Annotated in this window: 16 protein-coding genes; 1 reads left to right on the top strand and 15 read right to left on the bottom strand. The window is 61.7% G+C overall.

What is annotated here, in order from left to right; translation table 11 throughout:
• Positions 1–9 precede the first annotated feature (9 nt).
• The 6 genes from AC1DS6_RS05355 to AC1DS6_RS05330 all read right to left on the bottom strand — a co-directional run bounded on the left by AC1DS6_RS05355 (position 10) and on the right by AC1DS6_RS05330 (position 10,213).
• Complete coding sequence (locus tag AC1DS6_RS05355) at positions 10–420, bottom strand: phosphate-starvation-inducible protein PsiE (RefSeq protein WP_235185034.1); 411 nt, start codon at positions 418–420, stop codon at positions 10–12.
• Between the two features lie 162 nt (positions 421–582).
• Positions 583–1,560: a cytochrome d ubiquinol oxidase subunit II gene (locus tag AC1DS6_RS05350; RefSeq protein ID WP_477102224.1), complete on the bottom strand. Its 978-nt coding sequence runs from the start codon at positions 1,558–1,560 to the stop codon at positions 583–585.
• A gap of 47 nt (positions 1,561–1,607) precedes the next feature.
• On the bottom strand, positions 1,608–3,005 hold the full coding sequence (locus AC1DS6_RS05345) for a cytochrome ubiquinol oxidase subunit I (protein WP_477102223.1): 1,398 nt from the start codon (positions 3,003–3,005) through the stop codon (positions 1,608–1,610).
• A gap of 122 nt (positions 3,006–3,127) precedes the next feature.
• Positions 3,128–5,440, bottom strand: a complete 2,313-nt coding sequence (locus AC1DS6_RS05340) for an FdhF/YdeP family oxidoreductase (protein ID WP_441625037.1) — start codon at positions 5,438–5,440, stop codon at positions 3,128–3,130.
• A gap of 1,072 nt (positions 5,441–6,512) precedes the next feature.
• On the bottom strand, positions 6,513–7,457 hold the full coding sequence (locus AC1DS6_RS05335; protein WP_477102222.1) for a bestrophin family protein: 945 nt from the start codon (positions 7,455–7,457) through the stop codon (positions 6,513–6,515).
• Positions 7,458–7,933: 476 nt separating this feature from the next.
• Positions 7,934–10,213, bottom strand: a complete 2,280-nt coding sequence (locus AC1DS6_RS05330) for an FdhF/YdeP family oxidoreductase (protein WP_441625033.1) — start codon at positions 10,211–10,213, stop codon at positions 7,934–7,936.
• Positions 10,214–10,588: 375 nt separating this feature from the next.
• Between AC1DS6_RS05330 and fdhD the strand changes: the two genes are divergently transcribed.
• On the top strand, positions 10,589–11,443 hold the full coding sequence (gene fdhD, locus AC1DS6_RS05325; RefSeq protein WP_441625031.1) for a formate dehydrogenase accessory sulfurtransferase FdhD: 855 nt from the start codon (positions 10,589–10,591) through the stop codon (positions 11,441–11,443).
• Positions 11,444–11,522: 79 nt separating this feature from the next.
• Here fdhD and flgL read toward each other — a convergent pair whose 3' ends face one another.
• The 9 genes from flgL to AC1DS6_RS05280 form a co-directional block, all read right to left on the bottom strand.
• Positions 11,523–12,752 (bottom strand): flagellar hook-associated protein FlgL, encoded by a 1,230-nt coding sequence (gene flgL, locus AC1DS6_RS05320; protein ID WP_477102221.1) that lies wholly within the window; start codon positions 12,750–12,752, stop codon positions 11,523–11,525.
• Between the two features lie 36 nt (positions 12,753–12,788).
• Complete coding sequence (gene flgK, locus AC1DS6_RS05315) at positions 12,789–14,705, bottom strand: flagellar hook-associated protein FlgK (protein ID WP_477102220.1); 1,917 nt, start codon at positions 14,703–14,705, stop codon at positions 12,789–12,791.
• A gap of 239 nt (positions 14,706–14,944) precedes the next feature.
• A complete protein-coding gene (gene flgJ, locus AC1DS6_RS05310) occupies positions 14,945–15,979 on the bottom strand; it encodes a flagellar assembly peptidoglycan hydrolase FlgJ (RefSeq protein ID WP_035874971.1) in 1,035 nt (344 codons plus the stop codon).
• A 2-nt stretch (positions 15,980–15,981) separates the two neighbouring features.
• The gene (locus tag AC1DS6_RS05305) at positions 15,982–17,115 is read right to left on the bottom strand and encodes a flagellar basal body P-ring protein FlgI (RefSeq protein WP_441636797.1); all 1,134 of its coding nucleotides are present in this window, start codon (positions 17,113–17,115) and stop codon (positions 15,982–15,984) included.
• A gap of 14 nt (positions 17,116–17,129) precedes the next feature.
• Complete coding sequence (gene flgH, locus AC1DS6_RS05300; RefSeq protein WP_035874968.1) at positions 17,130–17,813, bottom strand: flagellar basal body L-ring protein FlgH; 684 nt, start codon at positions 17,811–17,813, stop codon at positions 17,130–17,132.
• Positions 17,810–18,595, bottom strand: coding sequence for a flagellar basal-body rod protein FlgG (gene flgG / locus AC1DS6_RS05295; protein ID WP_035874965.1), 786 nt, complete (start codon positions 18,593–18,595; stop codon positions 17,810–17,812). The genes flgH and flgG overlap by 4 nt, the downstream gene beginning before the upstream one ends.
• Positions 18,596–18,645: 50 nt before the next feature.
• Positions 18,646–19,389, bottom strand: coding sequence for a flagellar basal-body rod protein FlgF (gene flgF, locus AC1DS6_RS05290; protein ID WP_441636793.1), 744 nt, complete (start codon positions 19,387–19,389; stop codon positions 18,646–18,648).
• Between the two features lie 59 nt (positions 19,390–19,448).
• Complete coding sequence (gene flgE, locus AC1DS6_RS05285; RefSeq protein WP_441636791.1) at positions 19,449–20,690, bottom strand: flagellar hook protein FlgE; 1,242 nt, start codon at positions 20,688–20,690, stop codon at positions 19,449–19,451.
• Positions 20,691–20,723: 33 nt separating this feature from the next.
• Entirely contained in the window at positions 20,724–21,395 is a 672-nt protein-coding gene (locus AC1DS6_RS05280; protein ID WP_045235724.1) for a flagellar hook assembly protein FlgD, read from the bottom strand.
• Between the last annotated feature and the right edge of the window lie 2 nt (positions 21,396–21,397).

The raw sequence follows: 21,397 nt of genomic DNA, 5'->3' as shown, positions 1-21,397 counted from the left end.
TTCTCGGGTCTATCGTATCGGCTCCTCCGGTCCCGTGTCGTCGCTACTCGGGTACTTGGATTGGCCAAAGCGCAGGATGAGCACACCCAGGGCAAGCAATACGATTCCCAGACTGGATGCGAGCAGATGCAACTCGGTCGCCTCGTTATAGCGGAGTATCAGGTCTCTGGCCAGCGAAACCATGGCGATATAGAGCGGAAAGCGGACCGGGAGTTGCCCTAGTTTCAGGTATCTTGCCACCATGGCCAGAACCTCGAGATAGAGAAACATGAGGAGCAGATCCGTCAGCGTTACCTGCCCAATTTCCACAACCTTCCACGCCTCATGCCCCATTGCGAAGCTTGTGGCCAATCCGATCAGAATCAAGCCGACCAGCTCCCCGACACCAATGAATCTTTCGAATCGATTTCGAACAATCATCAACGAATCCCTTCGCTCTTCCACCATCCTCATCCTTTAATTTGCACAAACCAGCCGATTTACGTTGAAATCAAGCGACAGGGGGTCTTCTACGGCCACCCTTTTCTGGCGGCAGAAGCCGCATGGCGCCATGCCATGCGGCTTGATGCCGGTTCCGCCGGGCTAGTGGTGGGCAACGACCTTCCCACGGAAGACGTGGTACTGGTAAAGGTTGTATCCAATCATGATGGGCAGGACGGTACCAATCCCCAACAGCATGAACACCAACGTGGGATTCTCCGACGCTGCTGCCGTGATGGTGAGCTGGCCGGGGATAAGGCTCGGGAACAGGCTGATCGCCAGGCCCGCGAACGAAACGATGAAAATCAGCACCGATGCCCGGAAAGGTCCCCGGACACTGCCTACGCGCAGAGCATAAGCGATGTAGACAAACGACAGGATCGCAAGCGTAGCCAGTGCAACAAGGACATGAAATACGCCAGGTTGCGCCCAGCGCGCTTGGACAATCGGGCTAAACAGCATGGTGCCGGCGGACAACAGGATGGCAGAGGCAGCTGTGAGGAGCATGCTGATGACGGTGTAGCGGCGGGCAATCTGCTCAAGCTGACCACTTACCTTCTTGACCAGGTACGTTGCGCCAAGGAGCGCATAACCTGCTGTTACGCCCACAGCAGCAACCACGGTGAAGCCCTCGCTACCGATCCCGGGTGCAAGGCCTGTAATCACCTTGCCGAGAATGACACCCTGGGTAACTGCCGCCAGCAAACTGCCGATGCCAAAAATGAGGTCCCAGCCGCGCTTGCGGTGCGCCGCGTGCCGAAATTCGATCGCCGCACCGCGCAGAATGAGACTCGCGATCAACACCATGATTGGCACGTACAAGCTTTGCAGCAGCATCGCGTATGCGCCTGGAAATGCCCCGAAGAGGGCACCGCCGAGTGCGACCAACCACGTTTCATTCGCATCCCAGACGTGGGCAATCGAAGCGAAAATGGAGTCGCGGTGCTCTTCCTTTTTCGTGAAAAGACTCAGTATGCCGACACCGAGATCGAATCCATCGGTAATGACATAAAATATCAGAAATAAACCAATAAGACCGAACCACGCAATGGTAAGCATGGAGGTTGGAGACGAATTCATTTTTTCCCTCTATGTAAAGATTTCAGCTTCCTGCTTTCAAAGCCATATCAATAGCCAGAATGCGCGGCGGGGACGGCACGAACCTGCTCTACCGGCGGCATGAGTGTGAGATCCGGCCCCTTCTTCAGCCACTTCTTCGCAAAGACAAAGAAGGAAATGAACAGCACTACATAGAATGCGGCGAACATGAACATGCTCCCTGACACTGCACTTGCGGGAACCGCCGAAACCGCATCCCGGGTCCTCAGTAGTCCGTAGACAATCCAGGGTTGACGACCCACTTCGCGGACGATCCACCCGCACTCCACCGCGATATAGGGCAGAGGAATGCACAACACCCAGGCAAGCAGCAGCATCCGGTTCTCAAGCAGTGCGCTCAGCCTGCCTCGGGTCTTGCGGAAAACGTATGCCGTCCAGAACGCCAGTACCACAAAGAGGAAGCCGATTCCCGCCATCACACGGAAGGCGTAGTAAAGCAGCGGCAGCATGGTGGGTTGGTCTTCGCGGGCGATATCGGCGAGGCCTGTCACCTTGCCCGTCAGGCTATGGGTGCCAAGGATACTCAGCATGCCGGGTACTTCAATGGACCAATCGTTTTCCTGCTTGGCCTGATTCGGCCATGCCAATAGTGACCATGATGCGCCCTGTCCCGACGGATTCGTGTGCCAGTGGCCTTCGATTGCCGCGCCCTTGGCAGGTTGCGTCTCGAACACGTCGACACCGCTCGAGTCGCCCAGCCAAACCTGCAGCGGGGCAACGAACACCAGGATCCATAGCGCGAGCTTGAAGGAGCGGGCAAAGAACTCAGGATTCCGGCGCTTTAGCAAGTAGTAAGCGGAGATGCCGGCGACCACAAACAGGCCGGTCTCGATTGCGGCCACCCACATGTGCGTGACGCCCCAGATCATGTCCGGGTTGAAGATCGCGCGCAGATAGTCGGCAACCACAACCTTTCCATCGACCACAGTCACACCGGCCGGCGTCTGCATCCAGGAGTTGGCAACCATGATCCAGAAAGCCGAGAGGGTGGAGCCAAATGCGACCATGCCGGTCGCAAACAGATGCGTTCCGCGAGATACACGGTCCCACCCGAACATCATCACTCCGACGAACCCAGCCTCCAGCATGAAGGCCATGGCGCCCTCAAACCCCAGGATGTTCCCCAGGAACTGCCCGGAATGCTGCGAGAACGGCGCCCAGTTTGTCCCGAACTGAAACTCCATGGGAATCCCGCTCACGACACCCACTGCGAAGTTCAGCACCAGCAGCTTGCTCCAGAACCGTGCATGCCGGTAATACGCCACGTTGCCAGTCTTGATCCAAAGCGTCTCGACGACGAGAAGAAATGCTGAAAGGCTAATGGTTAAGATCGGCCACAGTATGTGGAAGATTGCCGTCATGGCAAACTGGGCCCTTGATAAATTCAGGACATCACTAACTGGCATTTTGGTGCCTCCGCTCAAATGAAAAATAACCTTCCGACCTGATTGAGTAACCCCCGGGCGCGAGGCGAGTCGGCGGACCCCTCGAAAGGGAGTGGCCAACTCTCGATGCCGCCGGCGCCCCGCTAGGCGTCAGGAGCCGAGCGCTCGAGAAGAATCGGTATCGACTTCGAAGTAGGGGTACGCGCTACGTCGGCAAAGCTGTCAAGCGGAACCAATGGATTGGTTTCCGGGTAGTAAGCGCCCATGCAACCGCGCGGAATGTCGTATTCAACCAGGAGGAACCGGTCGGCGCGCCGCGAGATGCCGTCATCCCAGACGCCAATCAGGTCGACAAATTCGCCGGGCGCAAAGCCGAGCATGTCAATGTCCGCCCGATTCGCGAAAATCACGCGACGCTGGCCGAAGACGCCGCGGTAACGGTCGTCGAGGCCGTAGATGGTGGTGTTGTACTGGTCGTGCGAGCGCGTGGTCATCAGAACCATCAATTTCTCGCCGTACTTCGCGCGGGCCCGGTGAATCGGTGTGTCCTGTTCGATTTCATGGACTACGAATTGCGCCGTGCCGCTTGGCGTCTTCCAGACACGCTCGCGAGACGCAACCCGGAGGTGGAAGCCACCCGGTTCGGCGATACGGGCGTTGTAATCATGGAAGCCTTCAACGACTTTCTCGATAGCGTCCCGGATGCGGGCGTAATCTTCGGCATACCAGAGCCATTCAATTTTGCTGCCGCCGAGGGTGGCCTCAGCGATTCTCGCCACAATAGCGGTCTCTGACATCAGGTTGGGCGAGGCCGGCTCGTTGATGCCATACGAGATATGGACCATGCAGACCGAGTCTTCCACGGTCACACCCTGGGCGACTCCGGCTTGCATGTCGATTTCTGTGCGCCCCAGGGTCGGAAGGATCAGGGCATCCCTGCCATGAATGAGATGGCTGCGATTCAGCTTCGTGGCAATTTGCACCGTCAGGTCGCACGCGCGAAGCCCTTCCCAGGTGCGAGGCGTATCTGGCGTTGCCATCGCGAAATTGCCGCCCAGGCCGATAAAGACCTTAACCGTGCCATCAAGCATGCCGTCGACGGTCGCAACCACATCCATGCCGTGATGGCGAGGCGGTTCGAAGCCAAACACTTCCTTGAGCCGGTCCAGGAATGCTGGCTCAGGCTGCTCTTCGATGCCCATCGTCCGGTCACCCTGGACATTCGAGTGTCCGCGAACGGGCAGCAGTCCCGCCCCCTCCCGCCCGATGTTTCCCCGCATCATCATCAGATTGGACAGCATGTGAATTGTGGCGACGGAGTTCTTGTGCTGCGTCAAGCCCATGCCCCAGGTCACGATGACACGCTCACCCTTGCAATAGATTTTGGCGAGTGCATCGACTTCTTCATAGGGTACGCCGGACTCCTTGACGATAAGCGCCCAGCTTTCCGCTCTCAAATCTTCGGCGAACTGCTTGAAACCGGAGGTATGTGCCTTGATGAAGTCCACATCGAGCACTCGTGGTTTCCCGTTCGCGAGCGCTTCGTCATCCAGTTCCACCACGCGCTTCGCTACGCCCTTCAGCAGTGCGAAGTCGCCGCTAAGCGTTGGGCGAATGAATGTCGAGCAGATCTGCGTACTCGACAGCGTCAGCATCTCCAGGGGATGCTGAGGGCTGGTGAAGCGCTCGAGTCCGCGTTCTCGGAGCGGGTTTACCGATACGAGTGTCACGCCTCGCTTGGCGGCTTCGCGAAGTTCGCCGAGCATGCGCGGATGATTGGTCGCCGGGTTCTGGCCAAACACGATGATCGTGTCGCAGTGCTCAAAATCATCAAGCGTCACCGTCGCTTTGCCGATCCCGACCGTACCTGGCAGGCCCCGGCTGGTGGCCTCGTGGCACATGTTGGAGCAGTCGGGGAAGTTATTTGTCCCGTAGGCGCGCACGAAAAGCTGATACAGGAACGCGGCTTCATTGCTGGCCCGACCCGACGTATAGAAGGTTGCACGATTCGGGTCATCAAGCCGATTCAAGTGTTTGGCGATAAGCGCGAACGCATCGCCCCAGGCAATCGGCTTGTATTTGTCAGTCTTTGAATCGTAGACCACCGGGTCCGTCAACCTGCCATGCTGCTCCAGTTCAAAATCTGACTGTTTCAGCAGTTCCGCAACTGTGTGCTGGGCCAGGAAATCGGGCGTGACGCGCTTGCTTGTGGCTTCGGCAGCGACCGCCTTCACACCGTTTTCGCAGAACTCAAAGGTGGAGGCATGCTCCCGGTCCGGCCACGCGCAGCCGGGGCAGTCGAAGCCATCCGGCTGATTCTGCTTGAATAGCGTCCGATACTTTCCTCCCGCTACCCTCTCTTTTAGAAGATTGATGGCGACATACTTTAGTGCCCCCCAACCAGCGGCAGGATGGGTATATGGTTCAATTCTTCCTTGAGTTTTAGACTCGTCCATAGCGATGGTTCCTATGTGGATGGGCGCTGCACCGCAACCGGGGATCGGGGCTGTGCGAGTAGAAGCAATCTGTAGGCGAAGAGTAGATGGAGCGCGCTAACCGAGGAGCACACAAATTCTGAGCAAGATGGGGAGTACAGTTTTCACGCCCTGCAGGTAGGCCGACTGCATCGCGGACGCGACCGGGCCGACGCCTTGAAACCGGCGAGCATGGCGTGACGGATTGTCGGAAGATGGCATCCGGATGGAATGTCTGCCGCGAGGCCCTGTTCAGGATGAGTGCCGAGACTGGCAGCGCCATTCGGCGTGCCCGGGCGGGCAGCACACTGTGCTTGGCCGCAACCTGGCGAACTGTACTTATCCCGGGCGGCGCCGGCCGCTAGGCTTCATACCAGACGCGGCGCATCCGTGGAGGCGCCTCGGCGCTTCCAATCCGGAGGAATTCCGCAGCACTTCCTTGAGGTGTATAGGCACTGGCACTGGAAGCGACTCGCGGAGAGGCTCTCCCGCCACAAATGAGCTTTTATCCACCTCCCCAGCGGAGACGCGGAAAAAATGCCTTTTTATGCACTTACATTGCGAGCTGGCCAAACTGCCAGATTGGGTGGTCGTGATTCTTATACGGAAGGATTAGTGGGCTTCCGCCAAGATCCGCTCGTAATGAATCCAACTCAGTAGAAATCTGCGCCGAAAATTGAAAATTGAATCGGATAGTATCGATATTTCGTCGCCAACTCGCCAAAACTCCGTAAATCGTGTTGACCAATGGCTTAGCGAGACCTCAAGCGGAGAAACCGACCTCGGGTACGATGACTGGCTCGAGGAGCATCTCACGGAACGGGTAACCGATGGCTTGCAGTCTCCTATCGCCCGCTTTCAGCAAGGGAAGGTCGGGTTTTCGCTCCGGCACGGCGCCGAGTATCTAATCACGCATGCAACGCTGGGATTCAGGATATTTCGATGCCTGCTGGACAAGGACCTCGCTCTCATCGCATTCATTGATTCGAGAAGCGGGATGCAATTCCCTTGGATAACAATGAACCAGCTATTTTCAAGCGATGAGTTGAAGACTTTAACGGAGGTGCCCCGGGGAATATCTGATTAATGGCCATTGCGCCGAACGCTTCACGTTCCTGATGCTGACTGCTGAAGCATCAGTATCGGTCACCGAGCGCTCGATATTGCGCGAGATCGCGTCCAGCGCCAGCGCGTTGGGGGCCATACTGAACGGCTCGGAAATCTCATCGGCAATCGCCTCAAGCGCGATCAAGGTGTAGGCGACGAAGACGCAGATAATCGGGGTAAACAGCTCCGTCGAATCGACATGACCGAAAGGGAGCATCACGCAGTACGCGTATGCGGTACGGTGAAGCAAGACCCCGTACCCAAACGGAATCGGTGTGGATGCTATGCGCTCACAGCCACCAACGGTTTTCCCCAACTCATTAAGCTGGGCATCGAGCATCCAGAGCTTGGCTTCCGAGACCAGCTCACGCATCTGCAGCTCTGCGAGGTTATAGCGTATCTCGTTAAGAATTGCCGTAGGCCCGTAGCACTTCGCACGCAGCCTCTGCATAGCGTCTTCCCCGAGAAGGCGCACGAGATCCTGCGTCGGATCCGTCTCGCGCAGATCATGCTTTAGCGAATAGACAAAGGCGATAAGACGATTTACCAGCCGGATACGATCCTCGCTGCCGTCCGCGGGCAAGTAGCACAGTATTTGCGACGTAAGCGAACGCGAGGCGATGAGCACGCTTCCCCAAAGGTGACGGGCTTCCTTGAAGCGCTCATAGCTAGCATTGTTTCTGAACGCCAGAAAGATGGTCAGCGCGACGCCAAAGAGTGTAAAGGGAGCCGTATTGAGCGGAATCTTTTCACCCAATATTCGCCCATGGGTCAGGACAGCAAAGCCGCTGACAAAAGCCAGGAGGAGAAGTTGCGGAATGATGGTCTGCAATACTGACCCGCTCCACGCAAACAGCATGCTGAACCAGTTTCGCTTTGGCCGCACGATCATGATTTTCTCTTGCCCAGGAACCTATTTCCGCTCGAACCACATACGGGTTTTGCAGACCCGTCGGGTCAGGCACACACACACACCGAGTCGCCGGAAATCCAGCTACCTGGTGGCGCAGCAACTGCCGATGGTCGTAACTCCAAGTTCCGAGCCTCCCGGTTGGCTCGGCACCGGAACAGAACGTGCTTCCGTGCTCATCGCCGCAATGCTGGCAAACCTGAAGCCTGGATCGTCCGCGAAGCGAGTGGCACAAAGCGCGAAGGGGCTGAGGGACGGGGCTAGCACTACGTTTGCGTCGATTCGTTTGACGTGCTACTTCCCTACTTCTCGCCAGCCCCCCCCATCTGGATCGACGCCATGGTGCCTCGACAGGCGGACGGGTCTAAGTCGAGATGTGAAAACGCCGGTATTACCCCCGCCCAAATATCATTCGAGGCGGGTGTCCCCACCAAGCCAAGTCATGCCCGCCCCCTCCGCTATGTCACTTCCGAACGCAACACACGGACAGGAATACTCTTGTACGAGGGCGTACCGCTTTCCTTGTCAATGTAGTCCAGAGGCACTAGCACGTTCGCTTCGGGGTAATACGCCGCCACCGAGCCCCGTGCGATGTTTGCATAGGCGATGGCAGTGATCCTTTTTAGACTTAGCTGTCTGCCAGTTACGATGGTCTCGATATCCACCAGGTCCCCATGTTCCAAGCCTCGTGCGGCCATGTCGGCTTCGTGCATGAATAGCACATCGCGTCGACCGAATACGCCTCGATAGCGATCATCCAGTGCATAGATGGTGGTGTTGTACTGATCGTGACTGCGGATCGTCATGAGACGCAGAACATTCTCGCCGCCCAGGACGTCGGCGTCTTCCTTCACGCCGCCATATACGGAGAAAACCGCCTTGCCCGATGGCGTAGTCCACTTGCGTTCGGTCGGCGGAAGTGGCAGGCGGAATCCGCCGGGAACGCGGATGCGTGCATTGAAATCATCGAATCCCGGCACTGTCTTTTCAATCAGATCGCGGATCTTGTCATACTCGGCAACCAGGTCCGACCACGGCACCTTGCTGTCAGGCAAGGTCGCGGTAGCCATTCCCGCGACGATCGACGGCTCGGAACGCAAGAATTCAGAGGCCGGCGTGAGCTTGCCGGCCGAGGCATGGACCATGGACATCGAGTCCTCGACCGTCACCGATTGTGGCCCGCCAGCCTGCACGTCAAGCTCCGTGCGGCCCAGGCACGGCAGCACGTACGTTTCCTTGGCCACCAGCAGGTGCGAGCGATTCAGCTTGGTGCCGATGTGCACGCTCAGATCGAGCTTCGCCATCGCGGGGAAGGATTGCCCGGAATCGGGCAGTGCGACTGCGAAGTTCCCGCCCAGGCAGATCAGTGCCTTGGACGAACCATCAATCATCGCCTGCATCGCCTTCACGGCATCGTGTCCGTGCCCGGTGGGCGGCTTGAAGCCGACGGTGTTTTCGATGCGCTGAAGGAAGTCGGCCGACGGCTTCTCGGTGATGCCGACCGTGCGGTTCCCCTGCACGTTGGAATGGCCGCGCAATGGGCAAATGCCCGCACCGGGCTTGCCAAAATTCCCACGCAGGAACAACAAATCAGCAATCAGGCGGACGTTGGCGGTGCCTTTACTGTGCTGCGTCACACCCATGCCATAAGTGACAATCGTGGCATTCGATTTCGCATAGAGATCTGCGACTTGCTCAAGATCCGCGCGGGTCAGTCCGCTTGCCTTCTCGATATCCTCCCACGAGGTCGCAGCCAGGTCGGCGGCAAATGCGTCGAAACCTTCTGTATGCACCGCGATAAAATCGCGATCCAGGACATCCCCATTTTGAGCATCCATATCCAGGAGCACCTTCATTATGCCCTTGAGCGCGGCAGCGTCGCCGCCAGCGTCAACCTGATAATAGGTTGACGCAATCCTGGTCGACCCGTATGTCGCCATTTCCAACCAGTTCTGGGGATCCGCAAACCGCTCGAGCGCACGCTCCCTGAGTGGATTGAATACCACTATTGGGACATTTCGCCGGGCCGCTTCATGAAGCGTACCCATCATTCGAGGGTGATTGGTCCCGGGATTGTGGCCGATGGAGATAATCAGCTCACAGCTGTCAAAGTCCTCCAATGACACGGTGCCCTTGCCGATACCGATCGACTGTGGCAAGCCAACGCTGGTTGGTTCGTGGCACATGTTCGAACAATCCGGGAAATTGTTCGTCCCATACTCCCGCGCGAACAGCTGGAACAGGTAAGCAGCCTCGTTCGAGGCCCTGCCGGACGTGTAGAACTCCACCTTGTCGGGCGACAACGCCTGCAGGATTTCGCCGATCCGGGCAAACGCATCGCCCCATTCGACCGCGCGGAACGTGTCAGTGGAACGGTCATACACAAGCGGATGCGTCAGGCGACCCATATCCTCCAACTCGAAATCGGATCGCTGCAGCAGCGACGACACCGTGTTGCTCGCGAAAAAATCCGGCCGCACCCGTTTCGTCGTGGCCTCCCAAGTCACGGCCTTGGCACCGTTCTCGCAGAACTGGAACGTCGACTTATGCTCCTTGTCGGGCCACGCGCACCCGGGGCAATCGAACCCGTCGGGCTGGTTGGTCCGCATCAGTGTGAGCGGCGCCTTGACCGTTTCCATTTGCAGGCGGATCGCCTGGGTCGTCGCACGAAGCGCGCCCCAGCCGCCAGCGGGCCCGTCGTAGGGCCTGATGCCGGGCACTTCCCGTCGCGTAGCCATGATTGCTCCATGAAGCCCATTCGCCTCAGACTGCCTGGGGCAGTTGTTGCCGCAGGGTCGCCGCCAGGCGAGCTTTTCCTAACAATAGCCTCGGCTTCCTGCTCGGCAAGTGCCAGTTACAAATGGCGCCGCCGTCAAGCGCATGACTGAAACCTTACACGCGTTCTCAATTTTCAATATGAGCCATCCGAGACATGCAAATCGTAACGTCTACTCTTGCCTGGCGTATACCCGCATATCGAAGACCTTATCAGCGTACAAAGCTGTTATGGTTAGTCGCATTCTGGGCTGGCATGGGACTAGTCGTGGAGTTGATCGGGCTGTCCATAGCCGCGGCCGGGATGGAAACGCATTGAGGCCACCAGCGGAGATCCGATGAGGCGCGATGTGCCAGTGGAAGACAGCGGCGCAGGCATTGAAGATGTGCCGACGCAGCGCTCGTTCGCAGTCAGACGCTGGCGTCACGGCACCGTGACGGCCGAGGAAGACCGTTTGGCCGAGGAATTGCCGGTCGCGCTCGAGTACAACGGCATCTCTCATGCGGTCATGCTGGCTACACCAGCCGATCTCGATGACTTTGCCATCGGCTTCAGCCTCAGCGAAGGCATTGTCGACAGCGCGAGCCAGATCTATGGCATCGACGTGGAAGCCGGTGCGAACGGCGTGACTGTCAAGTTGGAGATCGCCACCGCCGCCTTCGCCAGGCTAAAGACCCGGCGCCGCGCGCTGGCGGGTCGTACCGGATGCGGCCTGTGCGGCATCGAGTCACTGGGCGAGATCATGCGCGTGCCGCAGCCGGTGCATAGCCATGCCATCTTCGATCCGACTGTCTTCGATGCGGCGTTTGCCGCCCTGGTCAAGCGCCAGGCACTGCTGCGCGATACCGGGGCGACGCACGCGGCGGCGTGGCTGCGTGCGGATGGCGCATTGGCCTTTGTGCGCGAAGACGTGGGTCGTCACAACGCGCTCGACAAGCTTGCCGGCGCGCTTGCGAGTACCAACGAGGATACCAAGCGCGGCGCGGTGATTATCACCAGCCGGGCCAGCTACGAGATGGTGCTCAAGACGGCATCGATCGGTGCGGGGATCCTTGCCGCGGTATCCGGTCCAACGGTACTCGCCGTGCGGCTGGCAGACTCCGCTGCGATAACGCTGGCCGGCTTTGTGCGGACTGGCAGCCTGGTCGTCTACACGCATCCGGAACGGCTGCGTATCCCGCAGGTACGCTGACTGTCCAGCTGTAAATCTACCCGCCCCAAACTTTGTTTCCGCCTCACACAACAACGGCACGCCGCACGCCTACCACCAATCACAGAAATTTAAACAGATTCATCCCCTGGATCTGCATAAACGATTGCTGCGCCGCCTGCAGCGAAGTCTGACGCTGGTAATACTCAGTAATAGCCGAGTAGTAATCCAGATCCTGCAGTCCGGAAAGTGTCTGGCTGTAATTGAGGCTACGGTTCGAGCCAATCGTATCGAGCGCGTCCAGCTCCTGCATCCGCGCCCCAACGCTGGTCTGGACCGTGCTGACGTTGTCCAGCGAATTGCTCATCTTGCGATTGGCGGTGGCCAGCACATTGGCCAGTGCCGCATGATCGGCATCGGTCGAGAGGGGCTTCTTCAGCGCGTTGATGACATCCTTGACGTTGCTGAAAATATCGGTGCCGGCAAGCTGCGCAGGTTGCAGGTCCATGCGATCGCCAGCGACCGGCGTACCCTTGACCGACAGCGAGAGGCCCGCCACCTGGATGCCGGCGCCATCCGTGTAGGTCACTGGCACGCCGATTGCCGCAGGCGGAACAGCGCTTTCGTCCTTCAGCTGATACTGCAAAACGCCGGTGGCCGGATCTGTGCCGAAGTTGATCGAGATACTGTGCCCATACAGTGCGTTGGTCGGGTCCGACACCGTGACTGCACTGTAGGTTGCCGTGCCCGTGTTGCCGCTGTTAGCCGAGGCAACATAGGTGGCCGTGTTCTGCACGCTCAGGAAGATGTCGCGGCCGTTGTCGCCGGTCGCCAGCTGACGTGCCACGTCGACCTGCAGCAACTGCTGACCGCTATCGCCGCTGTACTGCACGGCGCCGGCACTGTCCTTGCTGAACGGCGGCGACTGCGACTGGAAGCCAGCGAACAGGAAATTCCCGTTGCCGTCATCGCTGTTGGCCAGCCCGATCAACTGGTTGTAGTTGGCTTCAAGCTGCGAGGCGACGGAGGCGCGATCGGCATCGCTTATGGTGCCGTCACCGGCCTGTACCACCAGCGTCTGGATATTCTGGATCGCGGTAGTCACGCTCTTGAGCGTACTGTCTTCCATCGCGAGATTGCTGTTGGCTTGCTTGCGCGACGTAGCGTACTGGTCGTTAACCGCGCTGGATTGCGCTACCACCAGCGCCCGGGTTGCACCCACCGGGTCGTCCGACGGCGAGAGGATGCGGCGGCCGGTGCCGAGCTGCTGCTGCACATGCAGCAGGGAACCCTGCTGGCTGTTCATCGAGGCCAGGCCGAGTTGATAGAGCGTGGAGCTTGCGATGCGCATGTCTGTTCCTTTTCGGGGTCCGATTCGTCAGGGCGCTCAGCGGCCGATGCCGATGATGGTGTCGAACAGGGTAGTGGCAGTCTGGATAACCTTGGCGTTGGCTTGGTAGAGCTGCTGGAAGCGCAGCATGGAGACCGTTTCCTCATCCATGTTCACGCCGGACACACCTTGTTGCGCCGTCGTCACTTGAGTGGTGACGCTGTCTTGCGAGGTCGACGCGATCTGGATCGATTTGGCGCGGCTGCCAACGTCGTTGACGAGCTGCGCATAGGCGTCGTTGTAGCTCGACACGCCGCCGATGGTCTTGGCGCTCTGCAGCTTGGCCAGCACCAGCGCGTTCCCGTTGTCGGAGGCGCCGCTGGCGTTGGGTGTCAGCGTAATCTTGTCGTTGTTCGCCGGCGTGCCGCTGAAGCTTACGGTGATGCCGTTGATCACGTAGTCCTGGGCGCTGCCGTTCGGAGTCGGGCCAGTCGACGGCACCGCGGCGCCGGTCGGGTCGGTAAAGATGTATTTGGCGGTGGCTCCGTCGTAGGTGGCCGTGATCGCGGTGAGCGGCTTACTGGCGCCCGGTGCGACGTTGGTGACCTTCGCGGTACCCGTACCGGTGTTTGCGGCGCCTGCGCTGCCAGTCAGCGGGGCCTTCGCGGCCGCGATCTTGGCCGGATCCTTGATTGCCATGTCCATCGCCGAAGCAATGTTGCGGGTCGGCTGGATCTGGTAGCTGTCGTTGGCCGACATCGCCGTCGGGATCTGCACGTCCACGCCATCGAGCGAGAGTGTCAGCGGATAGGTGGCGGCGGCGCCCGGCTGGCTAACGGTCTTATTGTCCGACATGCGCACCAGGTTGTAGTTGGTGCCGTCGTAGCTCAGGGTGTAGTCGCTGGTGGTCAGCTGCGACGTATCGCTGATGGTGGCCGTTACCAGCGAGTTGCCGGCATTGGTGCTCTTTGGCAGTACCGACGGCGAGCCCAGCTTGAACAGGTTGCCGCCAACCTGGCCGGTCAGGTCCACGCCGAGCTTGTGCTGGTCGTTGAAGGTCTGGGCCAGCGTCACCGACAGCCGGCCGATGGCGTTCTGCGCGGAGTCCAGCGTCTCGCTGCGGAACTTGAGCAGGCCGCTGACGGAGCCGCCGGTGAGCGTGCTGTCGTCCATCTCGACGACGTTGCCGTTGCCTTGCGTGTAGGCGATCGCGGTACGCGAGGGGTCCGCGGACGATTGCACCGCCTTCAGGTCGTAGGAGGCGGTGCCCATCACCAGCGGCTGGCCGTTGCCGATGAAGACGTTGTAGGTATTGTCCTGCGGCACGACCTTGACGCCGACTATCTGGGTCAGTTCGGAGACCAACTGGTCGCGCTGGTCGAGCAGGTCGTTGGGCTGCTGGCCACCGCCGGCAGCGACGGCCCGCGTGATCTGGTCATTAAGCTTGGCGATCTGCTGGGAGTAGGCATTGACCTGGGTCACCGAACTTTGCAGCTGGGTGTTGACGCCATCGCGCAGTTGCTGGAAGTAGGAGTTGGCGGCACGCATCTGCCCCACCAGCGACTGCCCGGCGTTGAGCATGTTCTGGCGCGCGGCCGGATCCGCCGGCGTGTCCGATACGCCCTGGACCGCGGCGAAGAACTTCTGCATCAGCGGTGCCAGGCCGCCCTTCTGGTCGGCCAGCAGGTTGTCGATCTGGCTGATCTGGGCAGAGTAGGTCGAGAGTTGCGCGCTGGCGGTCACCGCGCCGCGCAGCTGGCCGGTCAGGAACTCGTCATAGACGCGGACCACCGAGGTGGCGTTGGAGCCCTGGCCATAGAACCCCGAACTGGTGTACTGGCCGCCCGCGGAGGCAATGATGGTGTTCTGCCGCGTATAGCCCGTGGTGGCCGCATTGCTGACGTTGTGGCCAACCGTGGTCAGCGCGTTCTGCGCCGTGTTCAGGCCGGAAAGTCCGATATTGAAGAGAGACATGCTCTAACCCCGCGTCTGGTGGCTGCCGCGCGCCTGACCGGGCGATCCGCGCACCGTGGCCGCCTGTGCTGGCCCTTCGATGCCGGGTCGCCGCTGCCGGACATCGACGGCGGTGAATGATGTGAGTAACGGCAGAAGTACAAAGAGACTTTAGTGCGCGGCGCGGGGAATTTGCGCCTGGCTCTCCGGTGGCCGCGCCAGCCGCCTGGCACGGCGTCCGGTCAGCCTGTTCCGGGCGCTCAGACGGGCACTTTTCGCATGATCCGCACCAGTTTCTCGCCATAAGCCGGATCGGTGGCGTAGCCGGCCCGCTGCAGGCCGCGCGCCGCGTCGTCCGGCGTCGCCGCGGCCAGCACCTCGGCGTAGCGTGGGTTGTTGCTCAGCAAGCGGCCGTAGTCGGCGAAGGCTTCGTCATACGAAGCGTAGGCGCGGAAGCGCGCGCGCACCTTTTGCGGCTGGCCGTCGATGTATTCGGTGGTGGTGATTTCCGCGACCTGGCCCTTCCAGTTGGCGCCCGCCTTGATGCCGAAGACATTGAAGGTGGTGCTGCCGTCCGGGTACGCGATCTCGCGCCGGCCCCAGCCGGATTCGAGCGCCGCCTGGCCGAGGATCAGCTTCGCCGGCACGCCGGTGGCACGTGCCGCCGACTGGGCGGGGCCGGCCATGCGCGAGACGAAGGCGCTGATGTGGGCGGGCGTGTCTTCCGGCAACACGGAGGCCCCGCCCTGCCAGGCGCCTGGTTCCTGCGGCTGGTACTGGCGCAGGCCCGCCGTGGGGTTCCAGCTGGTGCCGGCCACCACGCTGCCGACGCGCGGCCTGTCGGCATCCCCCGCGCCGTCGCCGTTGCGCATGTCCAGCGCGCGCGCCAGGCCGGGAGCCGCGTCGTCCATGCCGGCCTGCACGGCCGCCTGCTTCGCGGCGGCGCCGGCAAGCTCGGGCGGAAGGCCCGCGCCGCTGGCCCGCGCAAGCTGGCGCACCATCACATCGGCAAGGCCGATGCCGCGCGAGGACATCTGCTGCGACAGCTGCTGGTCCATCATCGACATGTACAGCTTGGTCTGCTCGTTGTCGAACAAGCCATCCTGCGGCGTGGCATCGCGCATGCTCTTGAGCACCATCTGCGTGAACACCGCCTCGAACTGCCGGGCGGCGGTACGCAGCGTTTCGGGGCTGGCGCCCGTGCGCGCATTCTGCTTGAGGCCTTCGAAGCCCTGCGTGTCGAGCGCGAAGCGTTGCGAGAGATCGGCCTGGGCGGCCAGGCGGCTGCTGGACATGGTCAGATGATCTCGAGGTCGGCGCGCAGCGCACCGGCAGCGCGCATCGCCTCAAGGATGGTCTGCAGGTCGGCCGGGGTCGCGCCGAGCGCGTTCAGGCCCTTGACCACGGCGGCCAGGGAAGCGCCGGCCTTGACCATCTGCAGCGCGCCGCCCTCCTGCTTCATGTTGATCTGCGACACTGGCGCCACCACGGTCTGCCCGCCGCTGAACGGGGCCGGCTGGCTGATCACCGGCTGGGTATTGATCACCACCGACAGATTGCCGTGCGCCACGGCGCAGTCGTCCACGGTGACGGCCTGGTTCATCACGATCGAGCCGGTACGGGCATTGAGGATGACCTTGGCGGCAGCCTTGGCCCGCGTGACGTCGATATTCTCGATGCGGGCCATGAAGCCCACGCGCGCGCCTGGCGCGGCGGGCGTGCGCACCTGCACCACCCGGCCGTCCAGCGCACTGGCTACGCCGCCGCCCATCGAGCGATTGATCGCCTCGACCACACGCTCGGCCGTGCCGTAATCGGTTTCACGCAGCTCCAGGTTCAGGATGCCGCCTTCCGGCTGGAACGCCGGCACCGCGCGCTCGACGATGCCGCCGTTGGCGATCCGGCCCACCGCCAGCTGGTTGACCTGTACCTTGCTGCCGTTGGCCGACGCGCCCGCGCCACCCACCAGCATATTGCCCTGCGCGATCGCGTAGACCTGGCCGTCGGCGCCCTTGAGCGGCGTCATCAGCAGTGTGCCGCCACGCAGGCTCTTGGCATTGCCCATGGAGGACACCACCACGTCGAGCTGGCTGCCCGGCTGCGCAAACGGCGGCAGCGTGGCCGTGACCATGACCGCCGCCACATTCTTGAGCTGCATGTTCTTGCCGGCGGGCAGGGTAATGCCCAGCTGCGAGAGCATATTGGTCAAGCTCTGCGTGGTGAACGGCGTCTGCATGGTCTGGTCGCCGGTGTTATCCAGTCCCACCACGAGGCCGTAGCCCACCAGCGGGTTGTCACGCACGCCCTGGAAGGTGGCGAGATTCTTCAGCCGTTCCGCGTGCGCCGCGCTCGCGAGCAGGCCCAGCGTCAGCGCAAGGAAGAGAGCGCGGACAAAGCGGCAGCGCAAGGCAGGGAGCGAAGACAGGAACATGACGCGGTCGGTGATCAATACGGGGAAACATTGAGGAAGAAACGCTGCAGCCAGCCCATGTTCTGCGTTTCGTCGATATAGCCCTTGGCGGTGTACTCGATGCGCGCGTCCGCCACTTGCGTGGAGGGCACCGCGTTGTCACCGGTAATCGTGCGCGGGTTGACCACGCCGGAGAAGCGGATGAACTCCGCACCCTGGTTGATCGCCATCTGCTTTTCGCCGGAGACGATCAGGTTGCCGTTGGCCAGCACTTCCAGCACGGTCACGGTAATGGTGCCGTTGAATGTGTTGGTGGCGCTGGCGCCACCGCTGGCCTTGAGCGCGTTGGCACCGCTCATCGTGGCATTCTGGCTGCTGCTGAACAGGCCAGCCAGCGCCTTGGGCACCGCGTCGAACGCCAGCGCGCTGTTGGAAGTGCGGCTGGCGTTGGTGCCGGAGTTCTTGCTGGCGTTGACGTTCTCGCTGATCACGATGGTGAGGATGTCGCCCACGTTGCGCGGCCGGCGATCCTCGAACAGCGGATTGCCGGCATACGACGACTGGTAGATCGATCCGCTCGACCGCGCCAGCGCGCGCGGCTCGGCCCGTGCGGTGGTGGGAAGCTGCACCAGCGGCTCGCGCGGAACCATCGCGCAACCAGTCGCGAAGCAGCACAAGGCAAGCGCGCCCAGGCGAATCAGCGAGGCCATCATGATCATCCGAGCTGGGTGAGGCGCTGCAACATCTGGTCGGACGTCTGCACGGCCTTGCTGTTGATCTCGTAAGCGCGCTGGGTCTGGATCATGCTGACCAGCTCTTCGACCACGTTGACGTTGGACGCTTCCACGTAGTTCTGCTGCAGCGTGCCGGCGCCGTTCAGGCCAGGCACGGTGGTGTTCGGTGCACCCGATGCGTCGGTCTGCACATACATGTTCTCGCCGAGGCTTTCCAGGCCGGCCGGGTTGGCGAAGGTCGCCAGTTGCAGCTGGCCGACCTGCACGTTGTTGGCCGAGCCGGGCTGCGTCACCGAGACGGTGCCGTCACGCGCCACGGTCAGCGACGTGTAGTTGGCCGGCAGGGTGATGGCAGGCTGGATCACAAAGCCGCTGGACGTCACCAGCTGGCCGTTCTGGTCGCTCTGGAACGAGCCGTCACGCGTGTAGGCGGTGGTGCCGTCGGGCAGTGCCACCTGGAAGAAGCCGTTGCCGAGGATGGCCACGTCCTTGCTGTTGCCGGTCTGCTGCGGATTGCCCTGGGTATGGATGCGCTCGGTTGCCACGGGGCGCACGCCGGTGCCCAGTTGCAGGCCGGACGGCAGGGTGGTCTGGTCCGAAGACAGCGCGCCTGGCTGGCGTACGGTCTGGTACATCAGTTCCTCGAACACGGCGCGTCCACGCTTGAAGCCGTTGGTGGAGACGTTGGCCAGGTTGTTCGAGATCACGTCCATCTGCGTCTGCTGCGCATCGAGGCCGGTCTTGGCAATCCAGAGAGAGCGGATCATGTTTGTCCTCACAAGGCCGCCGCGAGCCGCGGCGGCACATCAATTCAATTTCAGTTGGTCGAGAGCAGCTGGTTGGAGCGCTGTTCGTTGGAATCCGCGCTCTGGATCATCTTCATCTGCATCTCGAAGCGGCGGGCGTTGGCGATCATGTCGACCATCGACTCGACCGGATTGACGTTGCTGCCCTCGATCGCGCCGGCAATGACGCGGATGTTGGCATCGACCTGCAGCGGCTGCGCGCCGGGGCGCAGGCGGAACAGGCCATCGTCGCCACGGGCGATGGAATCGGGCGGCGGATTCACCAGGCGCAGCTTGCCGATCTGGGCCAGGCCGGCGGAGGTTTCCCCGGGGCCGCGCGCCGTGATCGTGCCGTCGCTGCCGATGCTGACCGCCGCACCCGGCGGCACCGCGATCGGGCCACCGTCGCCCATCACCTGCAGGCCGGTGCTGGTCTGCAGTTGCCCGTCCGCCGACACCTGCAGCGAGCCCGCGCGGGTGTAGGCTTCGCTACCGTCCGGTGCCTGCACCGTCAGCCAGCCGTTGCCCTGCAGCGCCACGTCCAGCGGACGCTCGGTGTAGGTCAGCGGACCGGCCTTGAGGTCGGCGCCGGGCGTGGAGGCCAGCGCGAAGGCGCGCGTCGGCGACGCCTGCCCCACCACCGGCACCGCGCGGAACATATTGACCTGTGCCCGGAAGCCGGGGGTCGACGTGTTGGCCAGGTTGTTGGACACCGCGGCCTGCTGGTCGAGCGTCTGCTTGGCGCCCGACAGGGCGGTATAGATCATGCGGTCCATGGCGTCCCTTTAACTCCCGCTCGTCCGGTTCGTCCGGCCTATCCTGCCGACGCTGCGCATTACAGGTTGACCAGGGTCTGCATGACCGTGTCCTGCGCCTTGATGGTCTGCGCGTTGGCCTGGTAGTTGCGCTGCGCCACGATCAGGCTGACGAGCTGGCCCGACAAGTCCACGTTGGAAGCTTCCACCGCGTTGGACTTGAGCTGGCCGAGGCTGCCGCCAGGCGCGGCGATCACCGCCTGACCCGACGCGCCCGTCTCGGACCACACATTGTTGCCTTCGGGCTTCAGGCCCTGCGTGTTGCCGAAGCCGGCCATCACGACCTGGCCCAGCGACTGCTTTTGCTGGTTCGAATAGCTGCCGAGGATCGTGCCGTCCGGCTGGATCGCGAAGCCGAGCAGGCTGCCGGCGGTATAGCCGTTCTGGACAGGCGGTTTGGTATCGCTGGCGCCGGCGAACTGCGTGGTGCCGGTCAGGTCCATCGCGATGGCCAGCGGAGCCGCGCCGTTGGAAGCCGCAATATTGATGGTGGTGGTAGCACCTGCGCCCGGTACCTGCAGCGTGCCCTTCGAGTCGAACTTCAGCGTGATCGGCGCGCCGACGACATTGCCCGCCGCATCGGTCAGGTTCATCGTCCAGTCGGTGCCACCGCCACCGGCTGCCGGGAACGTGCCCGCGCCGGGGGTACCCGTGGAGAAGTACGCCGTCAGCTGCCTGGCGTTGCCCAGCGAGTCGTACACCGTAACGCCGGAGCTGTAGTTGTACATATTGGACGTAGGCAGCGCCGCCGGCGTGCTGGCGAATGCCGCTCCCGGTACCTTGCTGCCGGAATCCAGGTTGAAGGAAACGCCCAGCGTGGTCGTAGCCTTGGCCGCCATCGTGGTGTTCGGCACGACCAGGGGTTGCGGCTGCACCGCACCGCCGCCGGTCGCGCCTGCCGGATAGCCGCTCAGTTGAAGGCCCTGCGCATTGGTGATGCGGCCGTCTTGCTGGCGCTGGAACTGGCCATTGCGCGAGTAAAAGACTGAGCCCGACGAGTCGGTCAGGCGGAAAAAGCCATTGCCGTTGGTAATCGCCACATCGAGCGCGCTGCCGCTCGATTCGATATTGCCCTGGTTGAATGACTGCACCACCGAGTTCACTGTGGTACCGAGGCCAATCTTGGTACCGGCATACACGTCGGCGAACTGGGCCGTCGATTGCTTGTAGCCGACGGTGTTGGCGTTGGCGATGTTATTGCCGATGACGTCCAGATTCGATGCGGCGGCGTTGATGCCGCTTACCCCTTGACCGAAACCCATGATATTCCCCTAGTTAGCTGATTCGCTGATGTCTTAAAGAATGCGGCGAACGTCGTCGACCGACGCGGTGCGGTCATTGCCGATATCGACGAGCACACCGGTGGAGTCACCGCTGATGCTGTTGACCTTGCCGTACACCAGCGCCACCGGCGTGACATCCTTGCCGTTGGCGGTGGCGGTCACCTTGAAGCTGTAGTCGCCGTCCGCTACCGCGACGCCCGCGTCGTTCTTGCCGTCCCAGGCGATGTCGTGCACGCCGGCAACCTGGCCCTTCATGTCGATGGTGCGCACGGTGTTGCCGTCCTTGTCGAGCACCTGCACGGTGACCGCATCCGCGGTCGCGGGCAGGTCGACACCGATCTTGCCCGGCACGCCGCCCGCCACCGACGTGGCGCTGCCCGGCACCATTACCGTCTTGCCGATCAGTGCCGCGGAGTCCATGGCGCGGCTGGCGCTGACCTGGCCCAGCAGCGTATTCAGCGTGGCGTTCATGGTCTGCATGCCGCTCACCGTGCTGATCTGCGCCAGCTGCGTGGTCAGCTGCGAGTTGTCCATCGGGTTGAGCGGGTCCTGGTTGTTCATCTGGGTGACCAGCATCTTCAGGAAGTTGTTCTGCAGGTCGGCCGCGCTCGCGCTTCCGCTTTGCAGCGTATTGGCAATCCCGGCGGCGCTGGTGTTGTTGCTTGTGGCGGAGGTCGTAGTCATTG

The organism is Cupriavidus sp. 05L310, assembly GCF_056398185.1.
This window is presented reverse-complemented; position numbering and strand designations above follow the sequence as displayed.